This window comes from Schumannella sp. GW821-FHT10F01, from assembly GCF_058809295.1.
Window position 1 is genome coordinate 31,923 of the sequence record NZ_JBXASM010000012.1, and the last position, 18,287, is coordinate 50,209.

Here is an 18,287-nt window from a genome sequence, read left to right on the forward strand (position 1 = left end):
GAAGGCTCTCGAAGCCGGAATGGAGCATCGGAATGACTGACATGAAGACCGTCCCGACCACCAGCACGAACCCCGACGCGGTCGCCGCCGCGGCGCAGTTCCTCGCCCCGATCGTGGTGGGCCTCACCGCGCTGTCGGTGGACGGCAAGCAGGCGCACTGGCACGTGCGCGGCGCCAACTTCATCGGCGTGCACGAGCTGCTCGACGTCGTCGTGGACCACGCCCGCGAGTGGGCCGACACCGCCGCCGAGCGCGTCGTCGCCCTGGGCCTCCCGATCGACGCCCGCATCGGCACCGTCGCCTCGACCACGACGACCCCGGAGTTCGCCGCCGGCTTCCAGCAGTCCGGCGACGTCGTCGCCCAGGTCGTCGCGCAGATCGACGCCGTGCTCGCCGACGTGCGCACCGCGATCGACGAGCTCGGCGAGGTCGACGCCGCGTCGCAGGACGTCGCGATCGAGATCGCCCGCGGCCTCGAGAAGGACCGCTGGTTCCTCTTCGCGCACGTCGCCGCGTAACGAGCTCCCGTACCGGCTGAAGGGCCGGACTGCTTCGGCGGTCCGGCCCTTCGCCGTCTCCGCAGGCGCTCGGACCCCTGAGCCTGTCGAAGGCGGCTTCGACAGGCTCAGCCAGCCGGGTCCGCGAACCGCAGCTTCGACAGGCTCAGCCAGCCGGGTTCAGGGACGGGCGGCTTCGACAGGCCCAGCCAGCCGGGTTCAGGGAGGGGAGGCTTCGACAGGCTCAGCCAGCCCGGTGGTCAGAGCCCGCGGTGGATCCACTCGCCGGCGAGGAGCGTGCCGGCCACCGGCATCGCGCGCAGCAGATGATCGTCCGCGGCCAGCGGGTCCGCCTCCGCGAGCACGAGGTCGGCGGGCTCGCCGACGGCGACGCGGTTCCGGGTCGACGCGGCGAGCGCCGCCGCCGAGGGGATGCGCTGCTCCGGATGCCACGCCTCGCGCCCGTCGCGGGTGCGGAACACCGCGGCCGCCATCGTGCCCCACGGGTCGAGCGGCGCGACCGGGGCGTCGGAGCCGAAGCGCAGCACCGCGCCCGCATCGAGGAGGCTGCGCCAGGCGAAGGCGCGGTCCGCCCGGTCGCCCCACAGGGCGTCCGCCACGTCGCGGTCGTCCATCGCGTGCTCCGGCTGCACGCTCGCCTCGACTCCGAGCGCCGCGAACCGCGGCATGTCGTCGAGCCGGACGAGCTGCGCGTGCTCCATCGTGCCGCCGGTGCCAGCGCGCTCGAACGCGTCGAGCGCGAGCGCGACGGCGGCGTCGCCGATCGCGTGGATGGTCGGCCGGATGCCCGCCTCGAGCCCGGCCCGCATCAGCGCGACGATCTCGTCGAGCTCGTGCACCGGCAGCCCGGTGGTGAGGTCGCCGTCCACCGTGCCGGGATACGGCTCGACGGTGTACGCCGTCCGGGTGTTCAGCGCGCCGTCCGTGAAGATCTTCAGCGCGCCGCCGACGACGAGCCCGTCGGTGGCGGCGAGCGGCTCGTCGGTGCGCTGGCCGCGGGCCCGGGCGTCCGCCAGGGCGTGCGGGTACACCGACGCACGGACCCGCACGCGCGGATAGCCCGGCCGCGCGCGACGCCGCACCCAGGCCGCGCCCGCATCGTCCATCTCGAGGTCCCCGAGGCCGACGATCCCGCGCGCGGCCGCAGCCCGCACGGCGTCGGCGACGGCCTCGTCCGCCCGCTCGTGGCTCGTGGCGCCGAGCCGCACGCCGACGTCGAACGCCGGCTTCTCGCGGAGGAACCAGTCGTCGGCGCCGAGGCCGAGGTGCTCGAGCGCGGCGCGGTTCATCCACACCGTGTGCACGTCGGCGCTGATGAGGGCCACCGGCGCTCCCCCGGCCTCGATCGCCTCCGCGCTCGGGGCGTCGGCCCAGAGCGCGTCGCGGAACCCGTAGCCGACGAGGACGTCGCCGGGCTCGACGGGATGCGCCGCGGCGTGCGCGCGCACGAGCCCGCCCGCCTCGGCGGCCGACCGCGCCGCGGAGACGTCGAGCCGCCGGCGCACGAGCGACCACTGGGTCAGGTGCACGTGGTGGTCCCACAGGCCGGGCATCAGCCAGCGCCCGGCCGCGTCGACCGCCTCGGCCGCGGTACCGGAGGCCTGCGTCGCGGCGGCGACGTCGTCCGCCCCGATCGCCGCGATCCGCCCGTCCGCGAGCAGCACGTCGACGGTCGCGTCGGCGCCGCCGACGATCCGGACCCCGCGGAGGACGAGGCTCGGCGCGCTCAATCCGGCGCTCCGGCGATCGCCTCCACCCGCGCCATCTCATCGGCGAGCGGCGCGGAGGAGTACGGGCCGTCGCCGCGGAGGGCGGCGATGATCGTCTCGCGCACGGCCGGGGTCTTGTTCTGGCTCAGCTTGGCGCGGGCGTCGAAGCGGGTCACCCGGATCCGGATGCCGACCGTGCCGAGCGCGATCCGGCGCGCGTACTCCTCGTCGTACTGCAGCGAGACCGGCGACGGCATCCGCCGCTCGAAGTGGTCGACGAGGGCGGAGAGCACCCGGAAGTTCTCCTCCTGCGGCAGCAGCTCCGGCGTGCCGTAGAGGTGCGCCGTGACATGGTTCCAGGTCGGGATGAAGTCGCCCTCCGCGTACCAGCCGGGCGAGACGTAGCCGTGCGGGCCCTGCACGATCACGAGCACCTCGTGCTGCCCGAGCTCGTGCAGCCGCTCGTCGGGGCGGCCGACGTGCGAGACGAGCGAGATGCCCGCCGCGTCCTCCTCCAGCAGCACCGGGTAGTGCGACGCGACGAGACCGCCCGAGGTGGCGGAGACGATGCCCGCCCACGGGTTCTCGCGCACCAGGCGCTTCACCTCGGACTCGTCCGTCATCAGGTAGTGGGGCGTGTGCCGCATCCGGGTCTCCAGGGATGGAAGGGGGCGTGGTCGTTCGGGGCGGTGCCGGGAGGCCGGAGCAGGCCGCTCAGACCTGGTCCGTCGGGCACCAGTAGAGCTTGCGGCCGGCGAGCACCTGCATCGCGATCGGCGTGCCGCAGACACGGCAGGGCAGCCCGGTGCGGTGGTACACCCAGTGGCGGTCGTCGCGGCTCGCCAGCTGTCGCTCGCGGCGGGCGGCGCTGCGGGTGTCCATCGTGAGCATGTAGCCGGTGTCGACGCCGATGCGCAGCAGCTTCGCCCAGTCGCGCCAGAGCGCGCGCAGCTCCTCCTCCGGCACGTCGCGCGCCTCGCGGAACGGATCGAGCCGCGCCCGGAACAGCAGCTCGGCGCGGTACACGTTGCCGATGCCGGCGATCACGGACTGGTCCATGAGCACGAGCGCGATCGGCTGCGCCTTGCGACGCGCGACCTCGAGGAAGCGCTGCTCCCCGCGACGCGCGCCGTCGACGAGCGGATCCGGCCCGAGCTTCGCGATCGCCTGCTGCACCTCCGCGGCGTCGAGCACCTCGCACGCGGTGGGACCGCGGAGGTCGGCGACGGCCTCGTCGGTGAGCAGCCGCACCCGCACCTGTCCGACCGGCTCGGGCGGGAAGCCCTCGACCGCATCGCCGAGCCGCTCGGACTCCGCCATCCGCAGCCGGCGCGGCGCGCCCATCGAGGCCAGCGAGTCCGGGTTGTCGCGCGCGGTGTCGCCGCCGGCGCGCGTCGACGCGGCGGGCAGGTCGATCCGGCCCGCGAAGTCCCACGCGCCGTACATGCCGAGGTGCACCCGCAGCCAGAGCCCGTTGTCGAACTCGAGGAACATCTGCTTGCCGACCGCCCGCGCATCGACGATCTCGCGGCCGTCGATGCGCGCCGCGTCGCCCGCGAAGCGCCCCTGCGGAGAGCTCACCCGCACCGGGGTGTGCTCGAAGTGCCGGGCGAACTGCCCGGTGATGCGGTGGACGGAGTGGCCCTCGGGCACGGCTCAGTCGACCTGCCTGCCGGCGATGGCGCCGGTCGCCTCGTACTCGGCGAGCTGCGCGATGCGCCGCGCGTGGCGCTCCTCGCCGCTGAACGGCGTCGCGAGGAACGTGTCGATGAAGGCGATGGCCTCCTCGACCGTGTGCTGCCGGGCGCCGATGGAGATCACGTTGGCCGCGTTGTGCTCGCGGGCGAGCTCGGCCGTCGAGTGGTTCCAGACGAGCGCGGCGCGGACGCCGCTCACCTTGTTCGCGGCCATCTGCTCGCCGTTGCCGGAGCCGCCGAAGACGATGCCGAGCACCTCGAGGCCGGCCTGCTCGTCGACGACGACGGCGTGGGCGGCGTTGATGCAGAACGAGGGGTAGTCGTCGAGGGCGTCGTACTCGACGGGCCCGTGGTCGTGCACCTCGTGGCCGGCGTCGCGCAGGTGCTCCTGCAGCGTCCGCGAGAACTCCAGCCCGGCGTGGTCGGTGGCGATGTGGATGCGCACCCGCTCAGTCTGGCACCGGTTCCCCCGGCGATCCGCGCCGGGCGTGTAGAGGATCGGGGTGCGGCTCCGACATCCTGATGAGATCGCACCGCGGTCACTCGAGGAGCACGCCATGAAGTACGTCATCCTGATCCAGAGCAACGCCGACGTCGTGCGGATGTGGGCGACGCTCGACGCCGACGCGCGCGCCGCCGCGTTCCAGTCGTACTTCGACGTCGAGTCGGACCTGGAGGCGAGCGGCGAGCTCGTCGAGTCGAAGGCCCTCGACGAGCGAGTGCAGCGCATCGTGACGCTCGGCCCCGACGGCCCGGTCGTCACCGATGCACCCCTGCCGGAGGTCACGGAGGTCGTCTCCGGCTTCTACCTGGTCGACGTCGCCGACGAGGCCCGCGCGGTGGAGATCGCGGCGCGATTCCCGGAGGCGCGCTACGGCGCGATCCGGGTGGCGCGCGCGCTCACCGCCGAGGACTTCGCGGCGTTCGATGCGTAGCGCCCCGCCATGAGACCGCCGGGGTCGCTCGTCACCGCCGCCGTGCGGGCGGCGGCGCCGCGCGCGCTGGCGGTGCTCGTGCGGCGCACCGGCGACTTCCACGACGCGGAGGACGCGCTGCAGGAGGCCCTGGTCGACGCGGCCCGCCGCTGGCCGGTCGACGGCCTGCCGGAGGACCCGGTCGCCTGGCTCTGCACGGCGGCGGCGCGCAACTGGATCGACGCGGTGCGCTCGAGCACCGCGCGACGGGACCGCGAGCTGCGCACCGCGCTGCTCGAGCCGCCGCCCGCGGACGTGCCCGACGTCGACGACTCGCTCGACCTGCTGCTGCTGTGCTGCCACCCCGCGCTCCCGCCGGCGTCGCAGGTGGCGCTGACGCTGCGCGCGGTCGGCGGGCTGACCACCCGCGAAGTCGCCCGCGGCCTCCTCCAACGGGAGGCGACGGTCGCCCAGCGGATCAGCCGCGCGAAGGCCGTGCTGCGGTCGCTGCCCGACGGCGGACTCGGTCCGCTGCCCGCAGGCGACGTCGCGGCGCGCATCCCCGCCGTCCTCACGGTGCTCGGCCTGATCCACACGGAGTCGCACAGCGCGACGGACGGCGACGCGCTGCTGCGGCCGGAGCTCGCCGCGGAGTCGCGCCGCCTCACCCGGATGCTGCTCGAGCGGACGCCCGCGGACGCGCCCTGGCGCGGCGAGGTGATGGGGCTGCTCGCGCTCATCCTGCTCACCGACGCCCGCGCTCCCGCCCGGGTCGGACCTGGCGGCCTGCCGGTGCCGCTCGCCGATCAGGACCGCTCGCGCTGGCGCCGGGGCGACATCGCGGAGGGCGTGACCCTGCTCGAGGCGTCGCTGCCGGCGTTCCCGCTCGGCACCTTCCAGCTGCGCGCGGCGATCGCCGCGGTGCACGACGAGGCGCCGGACGACGCGAGCACCGACCGGGACCAGCTGCTCGCGCTGTACACGATGCTCCGCGAGCTCGATCCGGGTCCGATCCCGGCGCTCGGCTGGGTCGTCGCGCTCGGCGACGTGCGCGGCCCCGACGCGGCGCTGGCCGAGCTGGCGCGGGTGGCCGGCGCGCCGCCGCACCGCGTCGCCGCCGTCCGGGCGCATCTGCTGCGCCGGGCGGGTCGGGACGAGGAGGCCCGGACGGCCGCCGGCGAGGCCGCGGCGCTGACCCCGAACGCGGCGGAGGCCCGCTGGCTCGAGGCGGAGGCCGCACGGGACGCGCGCTAGTCGTGCCAGAACCCGAGGCGGCAGAGCAGCAAGGTCTCCTCGTCGGCGCCGGCCGGCGGCTCGATCTCGGGCGGCAGCACGTGCCACTCCCGCCACTGCGCCGCGTTCGGCACGATCCAGCGGTTCGAGCCCTCGATCACCGCCGGCGCGAGGTGGAAGGGCAGCCCGACCTCCTTCGCGATGAGCCAGGCCTGGAACGCCCGGTACGACGCGATGTGCACGAGCCCCTCGGCCATCGGGAAGTCGCCGTAGCTGAAGTGCGCCACCGCGTCGCCCGGCACCTCGCCGCCCGGGAAGGCCGAGGTCACCGCCGCCGTGGCCGCGTCGTTCGCGCGGTCGTACGCTGCGATCACGTCGTCGCCGGCGAGGTCGCCCGACCAGCGGTCGCCGACCTCGTCGAGCGTGCGGCCCGCAACGACGTCCGGCACCCAGGACTCGTCGACGAGGTGCGCGACCACGATGTCGTGGAGCGTGGGATCCGTCGTGCGCGACCAGTCCTGCGGCATCGGCCGGGTCAGGTGGTCGGGCGTCAGGCGGTCGATCACCGAGCGCAGGTCGGCATCCGAGGCTTGGAACAGCTCTGTCTCCGTCATGCGCGAACGGTACGCCCGGCGCACGACATCCCGGTCCCCCTCCCGGATGCCGACGTTAGGCTCGACGGGCGGACACGATCCGCCGAGAACAGCAGCGAAGGAGCACCGTGCCTGGCGAGAACCTCACCCGATCGGAAGCAGCGGAGCGGAAGGGCATCGTCGACGTCGCGTCGTACGACGTGACCCTCGACCTCACCACCGGGCCGGAGACCTTCCGGTCGACCACCGTGGTGCGGTTCCGCGCGACGCCGGGCGCGTCGACGTTCATCGACGCGATCACGCGCGCCGTGCACGCGGTGACGCTGAACGGCCGCGAGCTCGACCCGGCCGACGTCGCCGACGGCGTGCGCATCCGCCTCGACGACCTCGCCGCGGAGAACGAGCTCGTCGTCGACGCCGATGCGATCTACACGAACACCGGCGAGGGCCTGCACCGCTTCGTCGACCCGGTGGACTCCGAGGTGTACCTCTACTCGCAGTTCGAGGTGCCGGACAGCCGCCGCATGTACGCGGTGTTCGAGCAGCCCGACCTCAAGGCGGAGTTCACGTTCCACGTCACCGCGCCCGCCGCGTGGGCCGTCGTGTCGAACTCCCCCACCCCGGAGCCGGTCGCCGCGCACGAAGGCGCCGCGACCTGGCACTTCGAGCCGACCCAGCGCATCTCGAGCTACATCACCGCGCTCATCGCCGGCCCGTACCAGTCCGTGCACTCCGAGCTGACGAGCGCGAGCGGCCGGGTCATCCCGCTCGGGGTCTACGCGCGGAAGTCGCTGTTCCAGTACCTCGACGCGGACTACGTGTTCGACACCACCCGCAAGGGCTTCGAGTACTACGAGGCGAAGTTCGGCTACCCGTACCCCTTCGCGAAGTACGACCAGCTCTTCGTGCCGGAGTTCAACGCCGGCGCGATGGAGAACGCGGGCGCCGTCACGTTCACGGAGACGTACGTCTTCCGGTCGAAGGTGACCGATGCCATCCGCGAGCGCCGCGTCGTCACGATCCTGCACGAGCTCGCGCACATGTGGTTCGGCGACCTCGTGACGATGAAGTGGTGGAACGACCTCTGGCTCAACGAGTCGTTCGCCGAGTGGGCGTCGACGATCGCCACCGCCGAGGCCACCGAGTGGGAGGGCGCCTGGACCACGTTCCAGGCGATGGAGAAGAGCTGGGCGTACCGCCAGGACCAGCTGCCCTCGACCCACCCCATCGTCGCGACCATCAACGACCTCGAGGACGTGCAGGTCAACTTCGACGGGATCACCTACGCCAAGGGCGGGTCGGTGCTCAAGCAGCTCGCCGCCTGGGTCGGCGTCGACGCGTTCTTCGCCGGCGTCGGGGCGTACTTCGCCAAGCACGAGTTCTCGAACACGGAGCTGAAGGACCTGCTCGCCGAGCTCGAGACCACGAGCGGCCGCGACCTCGACGATTGGTCGAAGCGCTGGCTCGAGACCGCCGGCGTGAACACCCTGACGCCCGAGATCGAGACCGACGCGGACGGCCGCATCACCGCCTTCGCGATCCTGCAGACCGCGATCGAGGATCACCCGACCATCCGCCCGCACCGCCTCGCCGTCGGCTTCTACGCACTGCAGGACGGCGCGCTGACCCGGGTGGAGCGCGTCGAGCTCGACATCGACGGCGACCGCACCGAGGTGCCGGCCCTGGTCGGCCTCGCGAAGCCCGACCTCGTGCTGCTCAACGACGACGACCTCGCCTACGCGAAGATCCGCCTCGACGAGGCGTCGCTCGCCGTCGCGATCGAGAACCTCTCGGCGATCGGCGACCCGCTGGCGCGCGCGCTCGTGTGGGGCTCGGCCTGGGAGTCGACCCGCGACGCGGTCATGCGCGCAAGCGACTACGTGCGCCTCGTGCTCGGCAACATCGCCGCGGAGACGGAGTCGACCACCGTCCGCGTGACGCTGACGCAGCTGCTCACGACCGCCCGGATGTACGTGGACCCGGAGGTGCGGATCGACACGGTGCGCGCCATCGGCGACGCGCTCTGGTCGCTCGCGCAGCAGGCCGAGGCCGGCAGCGACGCCCAGTTCCAGTTCGTCAAGTTCTTCGCGCAGGCCGCGTCGACCGACGAGCACGAGGCCGCCCTCCGTGGCCTGCTCGAGGGCGGCATCGCGCTCGACGGACTCACGGTCGACACCGACCTGCGCTGGGAGCTGCTCGAGGGCCTCGTGCTCACGGGCGGGGCCGGCGAGGCGGAGATCGCGACGGCGCTCGAGGCGGACTCCACCTCGAGCGGCGAGCAGGCGGCGGCCCGCGCCCGCGCGACCATCCCGACGCCGGAGGGCAAGGCGGCGGCGTTCGACGAGCTCGTCGGCGGCACCCAGCCGAACGTCGTGGTGCGCGCCGCGACGATGGGCTACCTCCACGTCAACGACCCGCAGGTGCTCGCCGGCCGGGTCGCGCCGTACTTCGAGGCGATCCTCGGCATCTGGGAGTCGCGCAGCTACAAGATCGCGGAGTACCTCATCACCGGGCTCTTCCCGACGCCGCTGGCCTCGCAGGAGCTCGTCGACGCGACCACGCGCTGGCTCGACGCCAACGAGTCCGCGCCGGCCGCGCTGCGCCGCATGCTGCTCGAGCAGCGCGCCGTCGTGGTGCGCTCGCTCAGCGCGCAGGAGCACGACCGGGGCTGAGCCGCCCCGCACGACTGAGCCGAACGCGGTCGAGAGCCCCCGGAGCGATCCGGGGGCTCTCCCTCTTCGGAAGCACAGACAGCCCCGTCTAGGCTCGAGAACATGAGGAGAATCCCATGATCGAAGCCCGAGATCTCACCAAGAGCTACGGGCCGACCCTGGCCGTCGACCACATCACGTTCACCGCGCAGCCCGGCCGGGTCACCGGCTTCCTGGGCCCGAACGGCGCCGGCAAGTCGACGACGATGCGGATGATCATCGGACTCGACCGTCCGACATCCGGGTCCGTCACGGTGAACGGCTCGGCCTACGCGCAGCTCAAGGACCCGCTGCGGCAGGTCGGCGCGCTGCTCGACGCGAAGGCCATCCACACCGGGCGCACGGCCCGCAACCACCTGCTCGCGCAGGCCGCGACGCACGGCATCCCGGCGGCGCGCGTCGACGAGGTCATCGCCCTCACCGGCCTGCAGAGCGTCGCGCGCAAGCGCGTCGGCGGATTCTCGCTCGGCATGGGACAGCGCCTCGGCATCGCCGCCGCGCTGCTCGGCGACCCGCAGACGCTCATCCTCGACGAGCCGGTGAACGGCCTCGACCCCGAGGGCGTCATGTGGGTGCGACAGCTGACGCGCCACCTCGCGTCGGAGGGCCGCACCGTGTTCCTCTCCTCGCACCTCATGAGCGAGATGGCGCAGACGGCCGACCACATCATCGTGCTCGGCCGCGGCCGGGTCATCGCCGACGCCCCCGTCGCCGAGATCGTGGCCGGCGCGGGCGGCACCAGCGTGCGCGTCCGCACGCCGCAGACCCAGGCGCTCGGCGACGTGCTCCACGGCAGCGGCGCGGGCGTCACGCTCGGCGCCGACGGCGAGCTGCTCGTCACCGGCATGCCGGCGCCGCGCATCGGCGAGCTGGCGGCGCAGCACGCGCTCGTGCTGCACGAGCTCTCGCCGATCGCCGGCACGCTCGAGGCGGCCTACATGGAGCTCACCCAGAACGAGGTGCAGTACGTCTCCGGCGGCGCACCGGCCCCGACCGGAGGTGCCCGATGACCACGACCGCTCCCGCCCCCGCCGTCGCTCCGGCGTCCGGAGGCCACCTGTCCTTCGCCGGCATCCTGCGCTCCGAGTGGATCAAGCTCCGCACGCTGCGCTCCACGTTCTGGTGCTCGATCGTCGCCGTGGTGATCAGCGTGGGCATCTCGGCGCTGGCCGGGCTCGCGTTCGCGCTGAGCACCCAGTCGGCGGCGCAGGGTCAGCCGATCCCCGACCTCTCCGACGAGCAGACGCAGCCGCTCCTGGTCTCGGCCGTGACGGCGCCCGCGCTGTTCGTCTCGCTCGTGGTCGCCGTGCTCGGCGTGCTCATGATCTCCGGCGAGTTCGGCACGGGCATGATCCGCTCGACCTTCGCCGCGGCCCCCGGCCGCCTGGCGCCGCTCGCTGCGAAGGCGATCATCGTCGGCGTGACGATGTTCATCGTCTCGGCGGTCGCCGTGCTGCTGTCGCTGCTCGTCGCGTCCGCGCTGCTCGCCACCGGCGACCTGCACCCGAGCCTCGGCGGCTGGCCGCTCTGGAGCGCACTGCTCGGCGAGATGCTCTACCTCGCGCTCGTCGGCGTGATGGCCGTCGCCATCGGCGCGATCATCCGCAACAGCGCGGGCGGCATCGCGGTCGCGGTCGGGCTCATCATGGTGCTGCCGATCATCGTCGGCATCCTCAGCGGCGTCGCACAGGCCGCCTGGGTCACCAACCTCGGCGCGCTGCTGCCCTCCAACGCCGGCTCGCGGATGTCCGCGTACATCGCCGAGGGCACGACGCTGCAGACCTCCTCGGACGGCGTCTGGGCCCTGACGCCGCTCGACGGCGGGCTCATCGTGCTCGCCTGGGTCGTCGTGCTCGGCGTGCTCGCCGGCGTGCTGGTGAAGCGCCGCGACGCCTGACGCGGCATCGGATCGCGAGGGCGGGCGTCCAGTGGACGCCCGCCCTCCGTCCACGTCGCGCCCAGTCTCGGCACGACCCCGTCGTTAGGCTTGGCGCGCTATGACCACCGACCTCACCGACTTCTGGACGGGGCTCTGGGCCTTCCTCATGGGCTGGCCGCTGCAGGTCCTCATCATCATCATCGTGGCGCTCGTGCTGCGGATCGTGCTGCACTTCGTCATCCGGCGCACCGTCGACCGCATCGTCAACGGCGTCAAGAAGCGCCAGAACGTCGACGACACGCGTGCGCTGCAGGCCTCGCCGCTCGCCGCCGTGCGCACCGTGCAGCGCACCCGCACGCTCGGCACGGTCTTGAGCAACGTCGTCTCCGCGATCATCGTGATCGTGGCGCTCATCTCGATCGTCACCGCGATCAACCCGAACGTGACCGGCGCGTTCTCGCTCATCACCGCCGCCCTCGGCGCCGGTCTCGGCTTCGGCGCGCAGAACGTCGTCAAGGACATCCTCAACGGCCTGTTCATGGTCATGGAGGACCAGCTCGGCGTCGGCGATGTCGTCGACGTCTCGTTCGCGACCGGCGTGGTCGAGACCGTCGGCATCCGCACGACGCAGATCCGCGACGTCAACGGCGTGCTCTGGTTCGTGCGCAACGGCGAGATCCTCCGCGTCGGCAACATGTCGCAGGGCTGGTCGCGCGTGATCATCGATCTCGCCGTGCCGTACGACGCGGACGTGCAGAGCGTGCAGGAGCGGATGCTGTCCACCGCCGTCGACATGGCCGGCGAGCCGAAGTGGAAGCGCATCTTCCTCGAGCGGCCGGAGATCTGGGGCATCGAATCGATCTCGGCCGAGGCGATCGTGATCCGCATCGTCGCGAAGACCCGCTCCGGATCGAAGGACGACGTGGCCCGCGAGCTGCGCGGCCGCCTCAAGCACGCCCTCGACGAGATGGACGTGCACGTGCCGTCGCTCAACGCGGTCGTGCTGTCCGGGTTCGACGACGCGACCTCCGTGCGGGGCGCCCGGCCGCCGTCGACCGCGCCGATCGCCGCGCAGCCGCCGGCCGCGCCGAAGAAGATGCCGCGCGCCCGCCGTCCGCTGACCCCGCCGGACGGGACGGAGTGAGCCGTGGCCGGTGATCACCTGTTCCTCCGCTCCGAGCCGGGCGGCGAGGACGCGCAGGGCAACTTCTGGCGGGAGGTCGGCGGACGGCCGACGTTCGAGCGGCTCGTGCGGCGCTTCTACGAGGGCGTGGCCGATGACGAGGTGCTGCGTCCGATGTATCCCGAGGACGACATGGAGGGCGCCGTGCAGCGCCTCACCGGCTTCCTCGAGCAGTACTGGGGCGGACCGACGACGTACAGCGAGGAGCGCGGGCATCCGCGGCTCCGGATGCGGCACATGCCGTTCAAGGTGAACCCGGACGCGCGCGACCGCTGGCTCGCCCACATGCGCGTCGCGGTGGAGGAGCTGGACCTCTCGCCGATGCACCAGGGGATGCTCTGGGGCTACCTCGAGCGCGCGGCGCACGCGATGGTCAACACGTTCGAGGAGTGACGCCGCCCGCTGGACTCGGATCCCTGAGCCTGTCGAAGGTCCCTCCGACGGGCTCAGGGAGCCGTGAGCGTCAGGCCGCGAGCCCGTCCTCGCGCAGGCCCTGCGCGACCGGCGTCGTCGGTCGGCCGATCAGCTTCGCGAGCGTGCCGTCGGTGAACTCGAGCGTGCCGGCGGCGATGCTCGCGTCGATGCCGGCGACGAAGCCCGCCGTGCCCTCGTCGAGACCGAAGCCGACCAGCGCGGCGACGTGCTCGTCGGTCGGCACGTCCCGGTACTCGACCGCGGCGCCCGTCACCTCGGCGATGGTGGCGGCGAGCTCCGGGAAGGTCCAGGCGACGTCGCCGGCGAGCTCGTAGACCTGTCCGACGTGGCCGTCCTCGAGCAGCACGACCGCGGCGGCCTCCGCGTAGTCCTTGCGGCTCGCGCTCGCGACCCGGCCCTCGTGCGCGCTGCCGAGCAGCGTGCCCGAACCGGCGGCCTGCGAGGCGGAGCCGGTGTAGTTCTCGGTGTACCAGTTGTTGCGGAGGACCACGGTCGGCAGCCCGGATGCCGCGAGCAGCTCCTCCGTCGCCTTGTGCTCCGGCGCGAGGATGAGCGACGACGTGGTGGCGAACGGCGCGCTCGTGTAGACGAGCTTCGTCACGCCGGCGGCCGCCGCGGCGTCGATCACGGCCTGGTGCTGCGGCACCCGCCGACCCGGCTCGCTCGCCGACACCAGGAGCACCTGCTCGACCCCCTCGAGCGCGGCCGCTACGGTCTCGGGACGGTCGTAGTCGAGCTCGACGACGCGCACGCCGCGGTCCGCGAGGTCGGCGGCCTTGGCGGGGGTGCGCACGCCGGCGATGAGGTCAGCGGGCTGCGCGCCGCGGGCGAGGAGGGCCTCGACGGCCAGTCGTCCGAGGTGGCCGGTGGCGCCGGTGATGAGGATGGTCATGGTGCGGATGCTCCTTCTTCCGCTCCGACCGTCGGAGCGCACGGGGGAGGCAACCGGGCTCTCGTGAGGTGCATTCCCGGCGGAGGGTACCCACTTTCCGGTAAGTTGCTCGCCATGGCCACCACGCTGTCCGAGATCCGCCACCTGCCCGGATTCGACGACACCCTCTTCGACGAGGGCTGCCCCACGCGCGTCGTGCTCGACCACATCGGCAGCAAGTGGGGCACCCTCGTGCTGCTCGTGCTCAGCGACGGCACGCTGCGCTGGGCGGAGCTGCGCCGCGCCGTCGACGGCATCAGCGAGAAGATGCTCGCGCAGACGCTGCGCACGCTCGAGCGCGACGGACTGGTGCGGCGCGAGGCGCTGCCGGTCGTGCCGCCGCACGTCGAGTACAGCCTCACCGACCTCGGCCGCGACCTCATGACGCGCCTGATCCCGCTCATGGAGTGGCTCGCCCACCACGCCCCCGCGATCGTCGGCGGCGACCGCGCCGACGCCTGGACGGCGGCGCACCACGCGGCGGCCCGCGGCTAGTCGCGCAGGACGACCGCGCATCCGGACGGACGCGCACGAGCCGTCCGGGCCCGCCCGTTAGGCTCGGCACACCCGCGACCGCTGCCGACCGCCCGAGGAGGACTCCGGATGACCGATGCCGACGCCCTGGTGATCGGAGCGGGCCTCGCGGGGCTCGTCGCCGCCGGCGAGCTCCTCGACGCCGGCCGGCGGGTCATCATCCTCGAGCAGGAGCCCGAGGCGTCGCTCGGCGGTCAGGCCTGGTGGTCGTTCGGCGGGCTGTTCCTCGTCGACAGCCCCGAGCAGCGGCGCCTCGGCATCCGCGACAGCCTCGACCTCGCGCGCCAGGACTGGTTCGCCAGCGCCGAGTTCGACCGCGACGAGGATCGCGAGGGCATCCGCTGGGCCGAGGCGTACCTCGACTTCGCCGCCGGCGAGAAGCGGGCGTGGCTCGCGTCGAAGGGCATCCGCTTCTTCCCGGTCGTGGGGTGGGCCGAGCGCGGCGGCTACACCGCGACCGCCCACGGCAACTCGGTGCCGCGGTTCCACATCACCTGGGGCACCGGACCGGGCATCCTCGAGCCGTTCGTCGCGCGGGTGCTCCGCGGCGTCGCCGAGGGCCAGGCGCAGCTGCGCTTCCGGCACCGGGTCGACGAGCTCGTCGTCGCGGGCGGCGCGGTCACCGGCGCGCGCGGCACGGTGCTGGCCCCGGACGGCGCGGCGCGCGGCGCGGCGTCGAACCGCGATCCGGTGGCGGACTTCGAGCTCTCGGCCGGCGCCGTCATCGTCGCGTCGGGCGGCATCGGCGGCAACCCGGATCTCGTGCGCGCGAGCTGGCCCGAGTGGCTCGGCTCGCCGCCCGACGAGATGATCAGCGGCGTGCCGGCGCACGTCGACGGCCGGATGCTCGGCATCAGCGAGACCGCCGGCGCGCGGCTCGTCAACGGCGACCGGATGTGGCACTACGTCGAGGGCATCCGCAACCACTCCCCGGTCTGGGAGCGCCACGGCATCCGGATCCTGCCCGGGCCCTCGAGCCTGTGGTTCGACGCGGAGGGCCACCGGCTGCCGGTGCCGCTCTTCCCCGGCTTCGACACCCTCGGCACGCTCGAGTGGCTGCGCCAGACCGGACACGACCACAGCTGGTTCGTGCTCGATCAGCGCATCATCGAGAAGGAGTTCGCGCTCTCGGGCAGCGAGCAGAACCCCGACCTCACCGGCAAGAGCGTGCGCGAGCTGCTCCGCCAGCGCCTCGGCCGCGGCGCGACCGAGGCCGTCGAGCGCTTCAAGTCCGACGGCGAGGACTTCCTCGTCGCCGACGACCTCGACACGCTGCTCGCGAAGATGGTCGAGCACTCCCCCGGCGTCGAGCTCGACACGGCGAGCATCCGCGCCGAGATCGAGGCGCGCGACCGCGAGATCGCGAACCCGTTCTCGAAGGACGCGCAGGTCACGGCCATCCGCGGCGCCCGCCGGTATCTCGGCGACCGGCTCATCCGCGTCGCGAAGCCGCACCGGGTGCTCGACCCGGCCGCGGGCCCGCTCATCGCGGTGAAGCTGCACATCCTCACCCGCAAGTCGCTCGGCGGCATCCAGACCGACCTGCGCGGACGCGCGCTCGGGCCGACCGGCGACCCGGTGCCGGGCCTCTACGCCGTCGGCGAGGCCGCCGGCTTCGGCGGCGGCGGGGTGCACGGCTACCGCTCGCTCGAGGGGACGTTCCTCGGCGGCTGCCTCTTCACCGGGCGCGTCGCGGGCCGGGCGGCCTCCACCTCGCTCTGAGCGCCGCCCGCGGGGTCGGGCGGCTGGCGGCCGGCCGGCCGGTCCGTCACCGGTGTTCCGCGCCCGTTCGTGCGTTTCGCGCGCGTTCGAACGGCGGCGGGGCTCAGGCGCCGATGCCGGGCTGGTCGAGCACGCGGAGCCAGCGGCCGTCGGGCTGGCGCCGCGCCACCTGGACGCGGACACCCGCGCCGTCCTTCGCCGGCGTCGCCGTCAGCGCGAGGTCGCCGCTGATCAACGTCGGGAGCGGCGCCTCCGGCTCGGGCGCCGGCATCGAGGGCAGCGCCTCGGCGAACAGGGCGCGGATCGCGTCCCGCCCGCGTGTCTCGGTGCCGGGCGGGAACGCCATCACGGCGTCCTCCTCGTAGAGCGCTGCGATGCCGTCGGCATCCTTCGCGGTCGCCGCCTCGACGAACAGGCGGGTGAGGTCCTCCGGTGCGGTCGCGTGCTGCTGCTGGGTCATGCGTCGACCGTAGGCAGGTACGGCGGACCGGGTCACGGGCCGATCGCGCGCCGGACGCTCGGGCCGATCCGGGTCCGGGCGCCGCTCGGGCCAATCCGTCCGGGCGCCGCTCGGGCACTGCCCGTGCGCCGCCCTCGGCCCGGAGCGGGCGCGGCGGCGTCAGCGCGCGAGCGTCCAGGGCTTGCGCTTGATGAGCACGTGGCCGCGCTCGGTCGAGAGCCGCGTCCACGGGCCCGACTCGTACAGGCGCACGGGGTCGTCGCCGAGGAAGCCGAGGCTCAGCTGCGCGAACGCCGCGCCGGCCGGAATGTGCTCGATGCCCTCGATCGGACGGCTCCAGATCTCGCCGCGCACCTTCCGCACGATCTGCTCGCCGACGGCCTCGGGCACCGCCTCCGCGATCTCGGCGACGCCGGCATCCGCGACGGCCCGCAGTTCGGCGGCGGAGTGCTCGCCGGCCGCGTGCCAGCCGCCGCGCGGCGGCGAGATGCCGGCCCAGGTGACCGTGTTCACCTCGATCGGCAGGTTCACGGTCACCGGCGGTGCGACGGTCGACCCGGCGGACGACTCCATCTCGCGGGCCGCGGCGTAGCGCAGTCGCGCGCTCTCGATCCGCTGCGCGAAGGAGCGCACCGGCACGACCGCGTCGAAGAACTCCTCCTGCGGCTCCACCGCGAAGGTGCGCAGGCCGAGCACGGTCGGGGTGTCGTCCATGAGGCCGATCGGATACAGCACGGCGGCGTAGGCCGCGAGCACGCCGGCGCCGCCGATCATGCGGATCGCGCCCTCCTCGATGCGACCGGCGCGGTCGACGAAGGTGGCGAGGTCCTCGAGTGCGGCGGAGTCGAGGAGAGTGAAGGTTCGGCTCATCGGGCTCCTAGGCTATCGCCCATGAGCGATCCCCTCGCCGGACTGCTGGCCGCACTCGATCTGACCGACACGGGGGCCCGCACCAGCGAGGACATCTTCACCGGCCCGAGCCAGTGGACGCCGATCGGCCGCGTCTTCGGCGGGCAGGTGCTCGCGCAGTCGCTGATCGCCGCCATCCGGACCGTGCAAGAGGGCCGCGCGGTGCACTCGATGCACGGCTACTTCCTCCGCCCGGGCGACGTGCGGCTGCCCATCACGTTCTCCGTCGACCGGATCCACGACGGCCGCTCGTTCTCCACCCGCCGCACCCAGGCGTACCAGGGCGGCATGCCGATCCTGTCGATGATCGCGTCGTTCCAGGACGCCGACGAGGGCCTCGAGCACCAGGCGCCCATCGACATCTCCGCCTACCCTGATCCCGAGACCCTCTCGACGGCCCGCGAGCTGCTCGCCGGCATCGACGATCCGCGCGCCTCCGCGTGGGCGACGGAGCGGGCCTTCGACATCCGGCACGTCGACCCGGCCATCTACCTGCGGCCGGCCGAGGACCGCTCGCCGCGCCAGGCCGTGTGGATGCGCGCGATCGGCCGGATGCCGGATGACGCCGACCTGCACCGCGCCGCGCTCGCCTACGCCAGCGACTACACGATCCTCGAGTCGACGCTGCGCGCGCACGGCATCGCCTGGTCGAACCCGGGCCTCAAGGCGGCGAGCCTCGACCACGCGATGTGGTGGCACCGCCCCGGCCGCGCGGACGAGTGGGTGCTCTACGTGCAGGAGTCCGTCAACGCGATCGGCGGGCGCGGCCTGTCGTCCGGCCGCATGTACGACCGCGAGGGCCGGCTGCTCGCGAGCGTCGCCCAGGAGGGGATGCTGCGCGTCCCGCTCGACTGATCGC

Annotated in this window: 19 protein-coding genes; 11 read left to right on the forward strand and 8 right to left on the reverse strand. The window is 73.4% G+C overall.

Features of this window, described 5'->3' with window-relative positions:
• Positions 1-32: 32 nt before the first annotated feature.
• A complete protein-coding gene (locus AC1RSJ_RS13450) occupies positions 33-518 on the forward strand; it encodes a Dps family protein (RefSeq protein WP_493118913.1) in 486 nt (161 codons plus the stop codon).
• A gap of 239 nt (positions 519-757) precedes the next feature.
• Here AC1RSJ_RS13450 and AC1RSJ_RS13455 read toward each other — a convergent pair whose 3' ends face one another.
• The 4 genes from AC1RSJ_RS13455 to AC1RSJ_RS13470 all read right to left on the reverse strand — a co-directional run bounded on the left by AC1RSJ_RS13455 (position 758) and on the right by AC1RSJ_RS13470 (position 4,369).
• Positions 758-2,248, reverse strand: coding sequence for an amidohydrolase (locus tag AC1RSJ_RS13455; protein WP_493118914.1), 1,491 nt, complete (start codon positions 2,246-2,248; stop codon positions 758-760).
• The gene (locus AC1RSJ_RS13460) at positions 2,245-2,874 is read right to left on the reverse strand and encodes an FMN-binding negative transcriptional regulator (RefSeq protein WP_493118915.1); all 630 of its coding nucleotides are present in this window, start codon (positions 2,872-2,874) and stop codon (positions 2,245-2,247) included. Before AC1RSJ_RS13460 ends, AC1RSJ_RS13455 begins: the two co-directional genes overlap by 4 nt.
• A 67-nt stretch (positions 2,875-2,941) precedes the next feature.
• Positions 2,942-3,880: an Fpg/Nei family DNA glycosylase gene (locus tag AC1RSJ_RS13465; protein ID WP_493118917.1), complete on the reverse strand. Its 939-nt coding sequence runs from the start codon at positions 3,878-3,880 to the stop codon at positions 2,942-2,944.
• A gap of 3 nt (positions 3,881-3,883) precedes the next feature.
• Positions 3,884-4,369, reverse strand: a complete 486-nt coding sequence (locus AC1RSJ_RS13470; protein WP_493118919.1) for a ribose-5-phosphate isomerase — start codon at positions 4,367-4,369, stop codon at positions 3,884-3,886.
• 112 nt (positions 4,370-4,481) lie between these two features.
• On the opposite strand from AC1RSJ_RS13470, the gene AC1RSJ_RS13475 reads away from it, so the two are divergent.
• Complete coding sequence (locus tag AC1RSJ_RS13475) at positions 4,482-4,859, forward strand: YciI family protein (protein ID WP_493118921.1); 378 nt, start codon at positions 4,482-4,484, stop codon at positions 4,857-4,859.
• A 9-nt stretch (positions 4,860-4,868) separates the two neighbouring features.
• Entirely contained in the window at positions 4,869-6,092 is a 1,224-nt protein-coding gene (locus AC1RSJ_RS13480) for an RNA polymerase sigma factor (RefSeq protein WP_493118923.1), read from the forward strand.
• Here the strand turns inward: AC1RSJ_RS13480 and AC1RSJ_RS13485 are convergent.
• On the reverse strand, positions 6,089-6,685 hold the full coding sequence (locus AC1RSJ_RS13485; protein WP_493118925.1) for a DinB family protein: 597 nt from the start codon (positions 6,683-6,685) through the stop codon (positions 6,089-6,091). The genes AC1RSJ_RS13480 and AC1RSJ_RS13485 overlap by 4 nt on opposite strands.
• 107 nt (positions 6,686-6,792) lie before the next feature.
• On the opposite strand from AC1RSJ_RS13485, the gene pepN reads away from it, so the two are divergent.
• From pepN to AC1RSJ_RS13510, 5 genes are all read left to right on the forward strand, one after another.
• Positions 6,793-9,336 (forward strand): aminopeptidase N, encoded by a 2,544-nt coding sequence (gene pepN, locus AC1RSJ_RS13490; RefSeq protein WP_493118928.1) that lies wholly within the window; start codon positions 6,793-6,795, stop codon positions 9,334-9,336.
• 116 nt (positions 9,337-9,452) lie between these two features.
• Complete coding sequence (locus AC1RSJ_RS13495) at positions 9,453-10,385, forward strand: ABC transporter ATP-binding protein (RefSeq protein ID WP_493118930.1); 933 nt, start codon at positions 9,453-9,455, stop codon at positions 10,383-10,385.
• Entirely contained in the window at positions 10,382-11,272 is an 891-nt protein-coding gene (locus AC1RSJ_RS13500) for an ABC transporter permease (RefSeq protein ID WP_493118932.1), read from the forward strand. Before AC1RSJ_RS13495 ends, AC1RSJ_RS13500 begins: the two co-directional genes overlap by 4 nt.
• Positions 11,273-11,372: 100 nt before the next feature.
• Positions 11,373-12,398, forward strand: coding sequence for a mechanosensitive ion channel family protein (locus tag AC1RSJ_RS13505; RefSeq protein ID WP_493118934.1), 1,026 nt, complete (start codon positions 11,373-11,375; stop codon positions 12,396-12,398).
• 3 nt (positions 12,399-12,401) lie between these two features.
• Complete coding sequence (locus AC1RSJ_RS13510) at positions 12,402-12,830, forward strand: globin (RefSeq protein ID WP_493118936.1); 429 nt, start codon at positions 12,402-12,404, stop codon at positions 12,828-12,830.
• A gap of 70 nt (positions 12,831-12,900) precedes the next feature.
• Here AC1RSJ_RS13510 and AC1RSJ_RS13515 read toward each other — a convergent pair whose 3' ends face one another.
• The gene (locus AC1RSJ_RS13515) at positions 12,901-13,764 is read right to left on the reverse strand and encodes an SDR family oxidoreductase (protein WP_493118938.1); all 864 of its coding nucleotides are present in this window, start codon (positions 13,762-13,764) and stop codon (positions 12,901-12,903) included.
• 114 nt (positions 13,765-13,878) lie between these two features.
• Between AC1RSJ_RS13515 and AC1RSJ_RS13520 the strand changes: the two genes are divergently transcribed.
• Together AC1RSJ_RS13520 and AC1RSJ_RS13525 are read left to right on the forward strand one after the other, a co-directional pair.
• Positions 13,879-14,298, forward strand: coding sequence for a winged helix-turn-helix transcriptional regulator (locus AC1RSJ_RS13520; RefSeq protein ID WP_493118941.1), 420 nt, complete (start codon positions 13,879-13,881; stop codon positions 14,296-14,298).
• A 108-nt stretch (positions 14,299-14,406) separates the two neighbouring features.
• Complete coding sequence (locus AC1RSJ_RS13525) at positions 14,407-16,059, forward strand: FAD-binding dehydrogenase (protein WP_493118943.1); 1,653 nt, start codon at positions 14,407-14,409, stop codon at positions 16,057-16,059.
• 103 nt (positions 16,060-16,162) lie between these two features.
• Here AC1RSJ_RS13525 and AC1RSJ_RS13530 read toward each other — a convergent pair whose 3' ends face one another.
• On the reverse strand, positions 16,163-16,519 hold the full coding sequence (locus AC1RSJ_RS13530; protein ID WP_493118945.1) for a YybH family protein: 357 nt from the start codon (positions 16,517-16,519) through the stop codon (positions 16,163-16,165).
• Positions 16,520-16,678: 159 nt separating this feature from the next.
• Positions 16,679-17,389 (reverse strand): DUF8185 domain-containing protein, encoded by a 711-nt coding sequence (locus tag AC1RSJ_RS13535; protein ID WP_493118946.1) that lies wholly within the window; start codon positions 17,387-17,389, stop codon positions 16,679-16,681.
• A gap of 21 nt (positions 17,390-17,410) precedes the next feature.
• On the opposite strand from AC1RSJ_RS13535, the gene AC1RSJ_RS13540 reads away from it, so the two are divergent.
• On the forward strand, positions 17,411-18,283 hold the full coding sequence (locus AC1RSJ_RS13540) for an acyl-CoA thioesterase (RefSeq protein ID WP_493118947.1): 873 nt from the start codon (positions 17,411-17,413) through the stop codon (positions 18,281-18,283).
• The last annotated feature ends 4 nt before the right edge of the window (positions 18,284-18,287 follow it).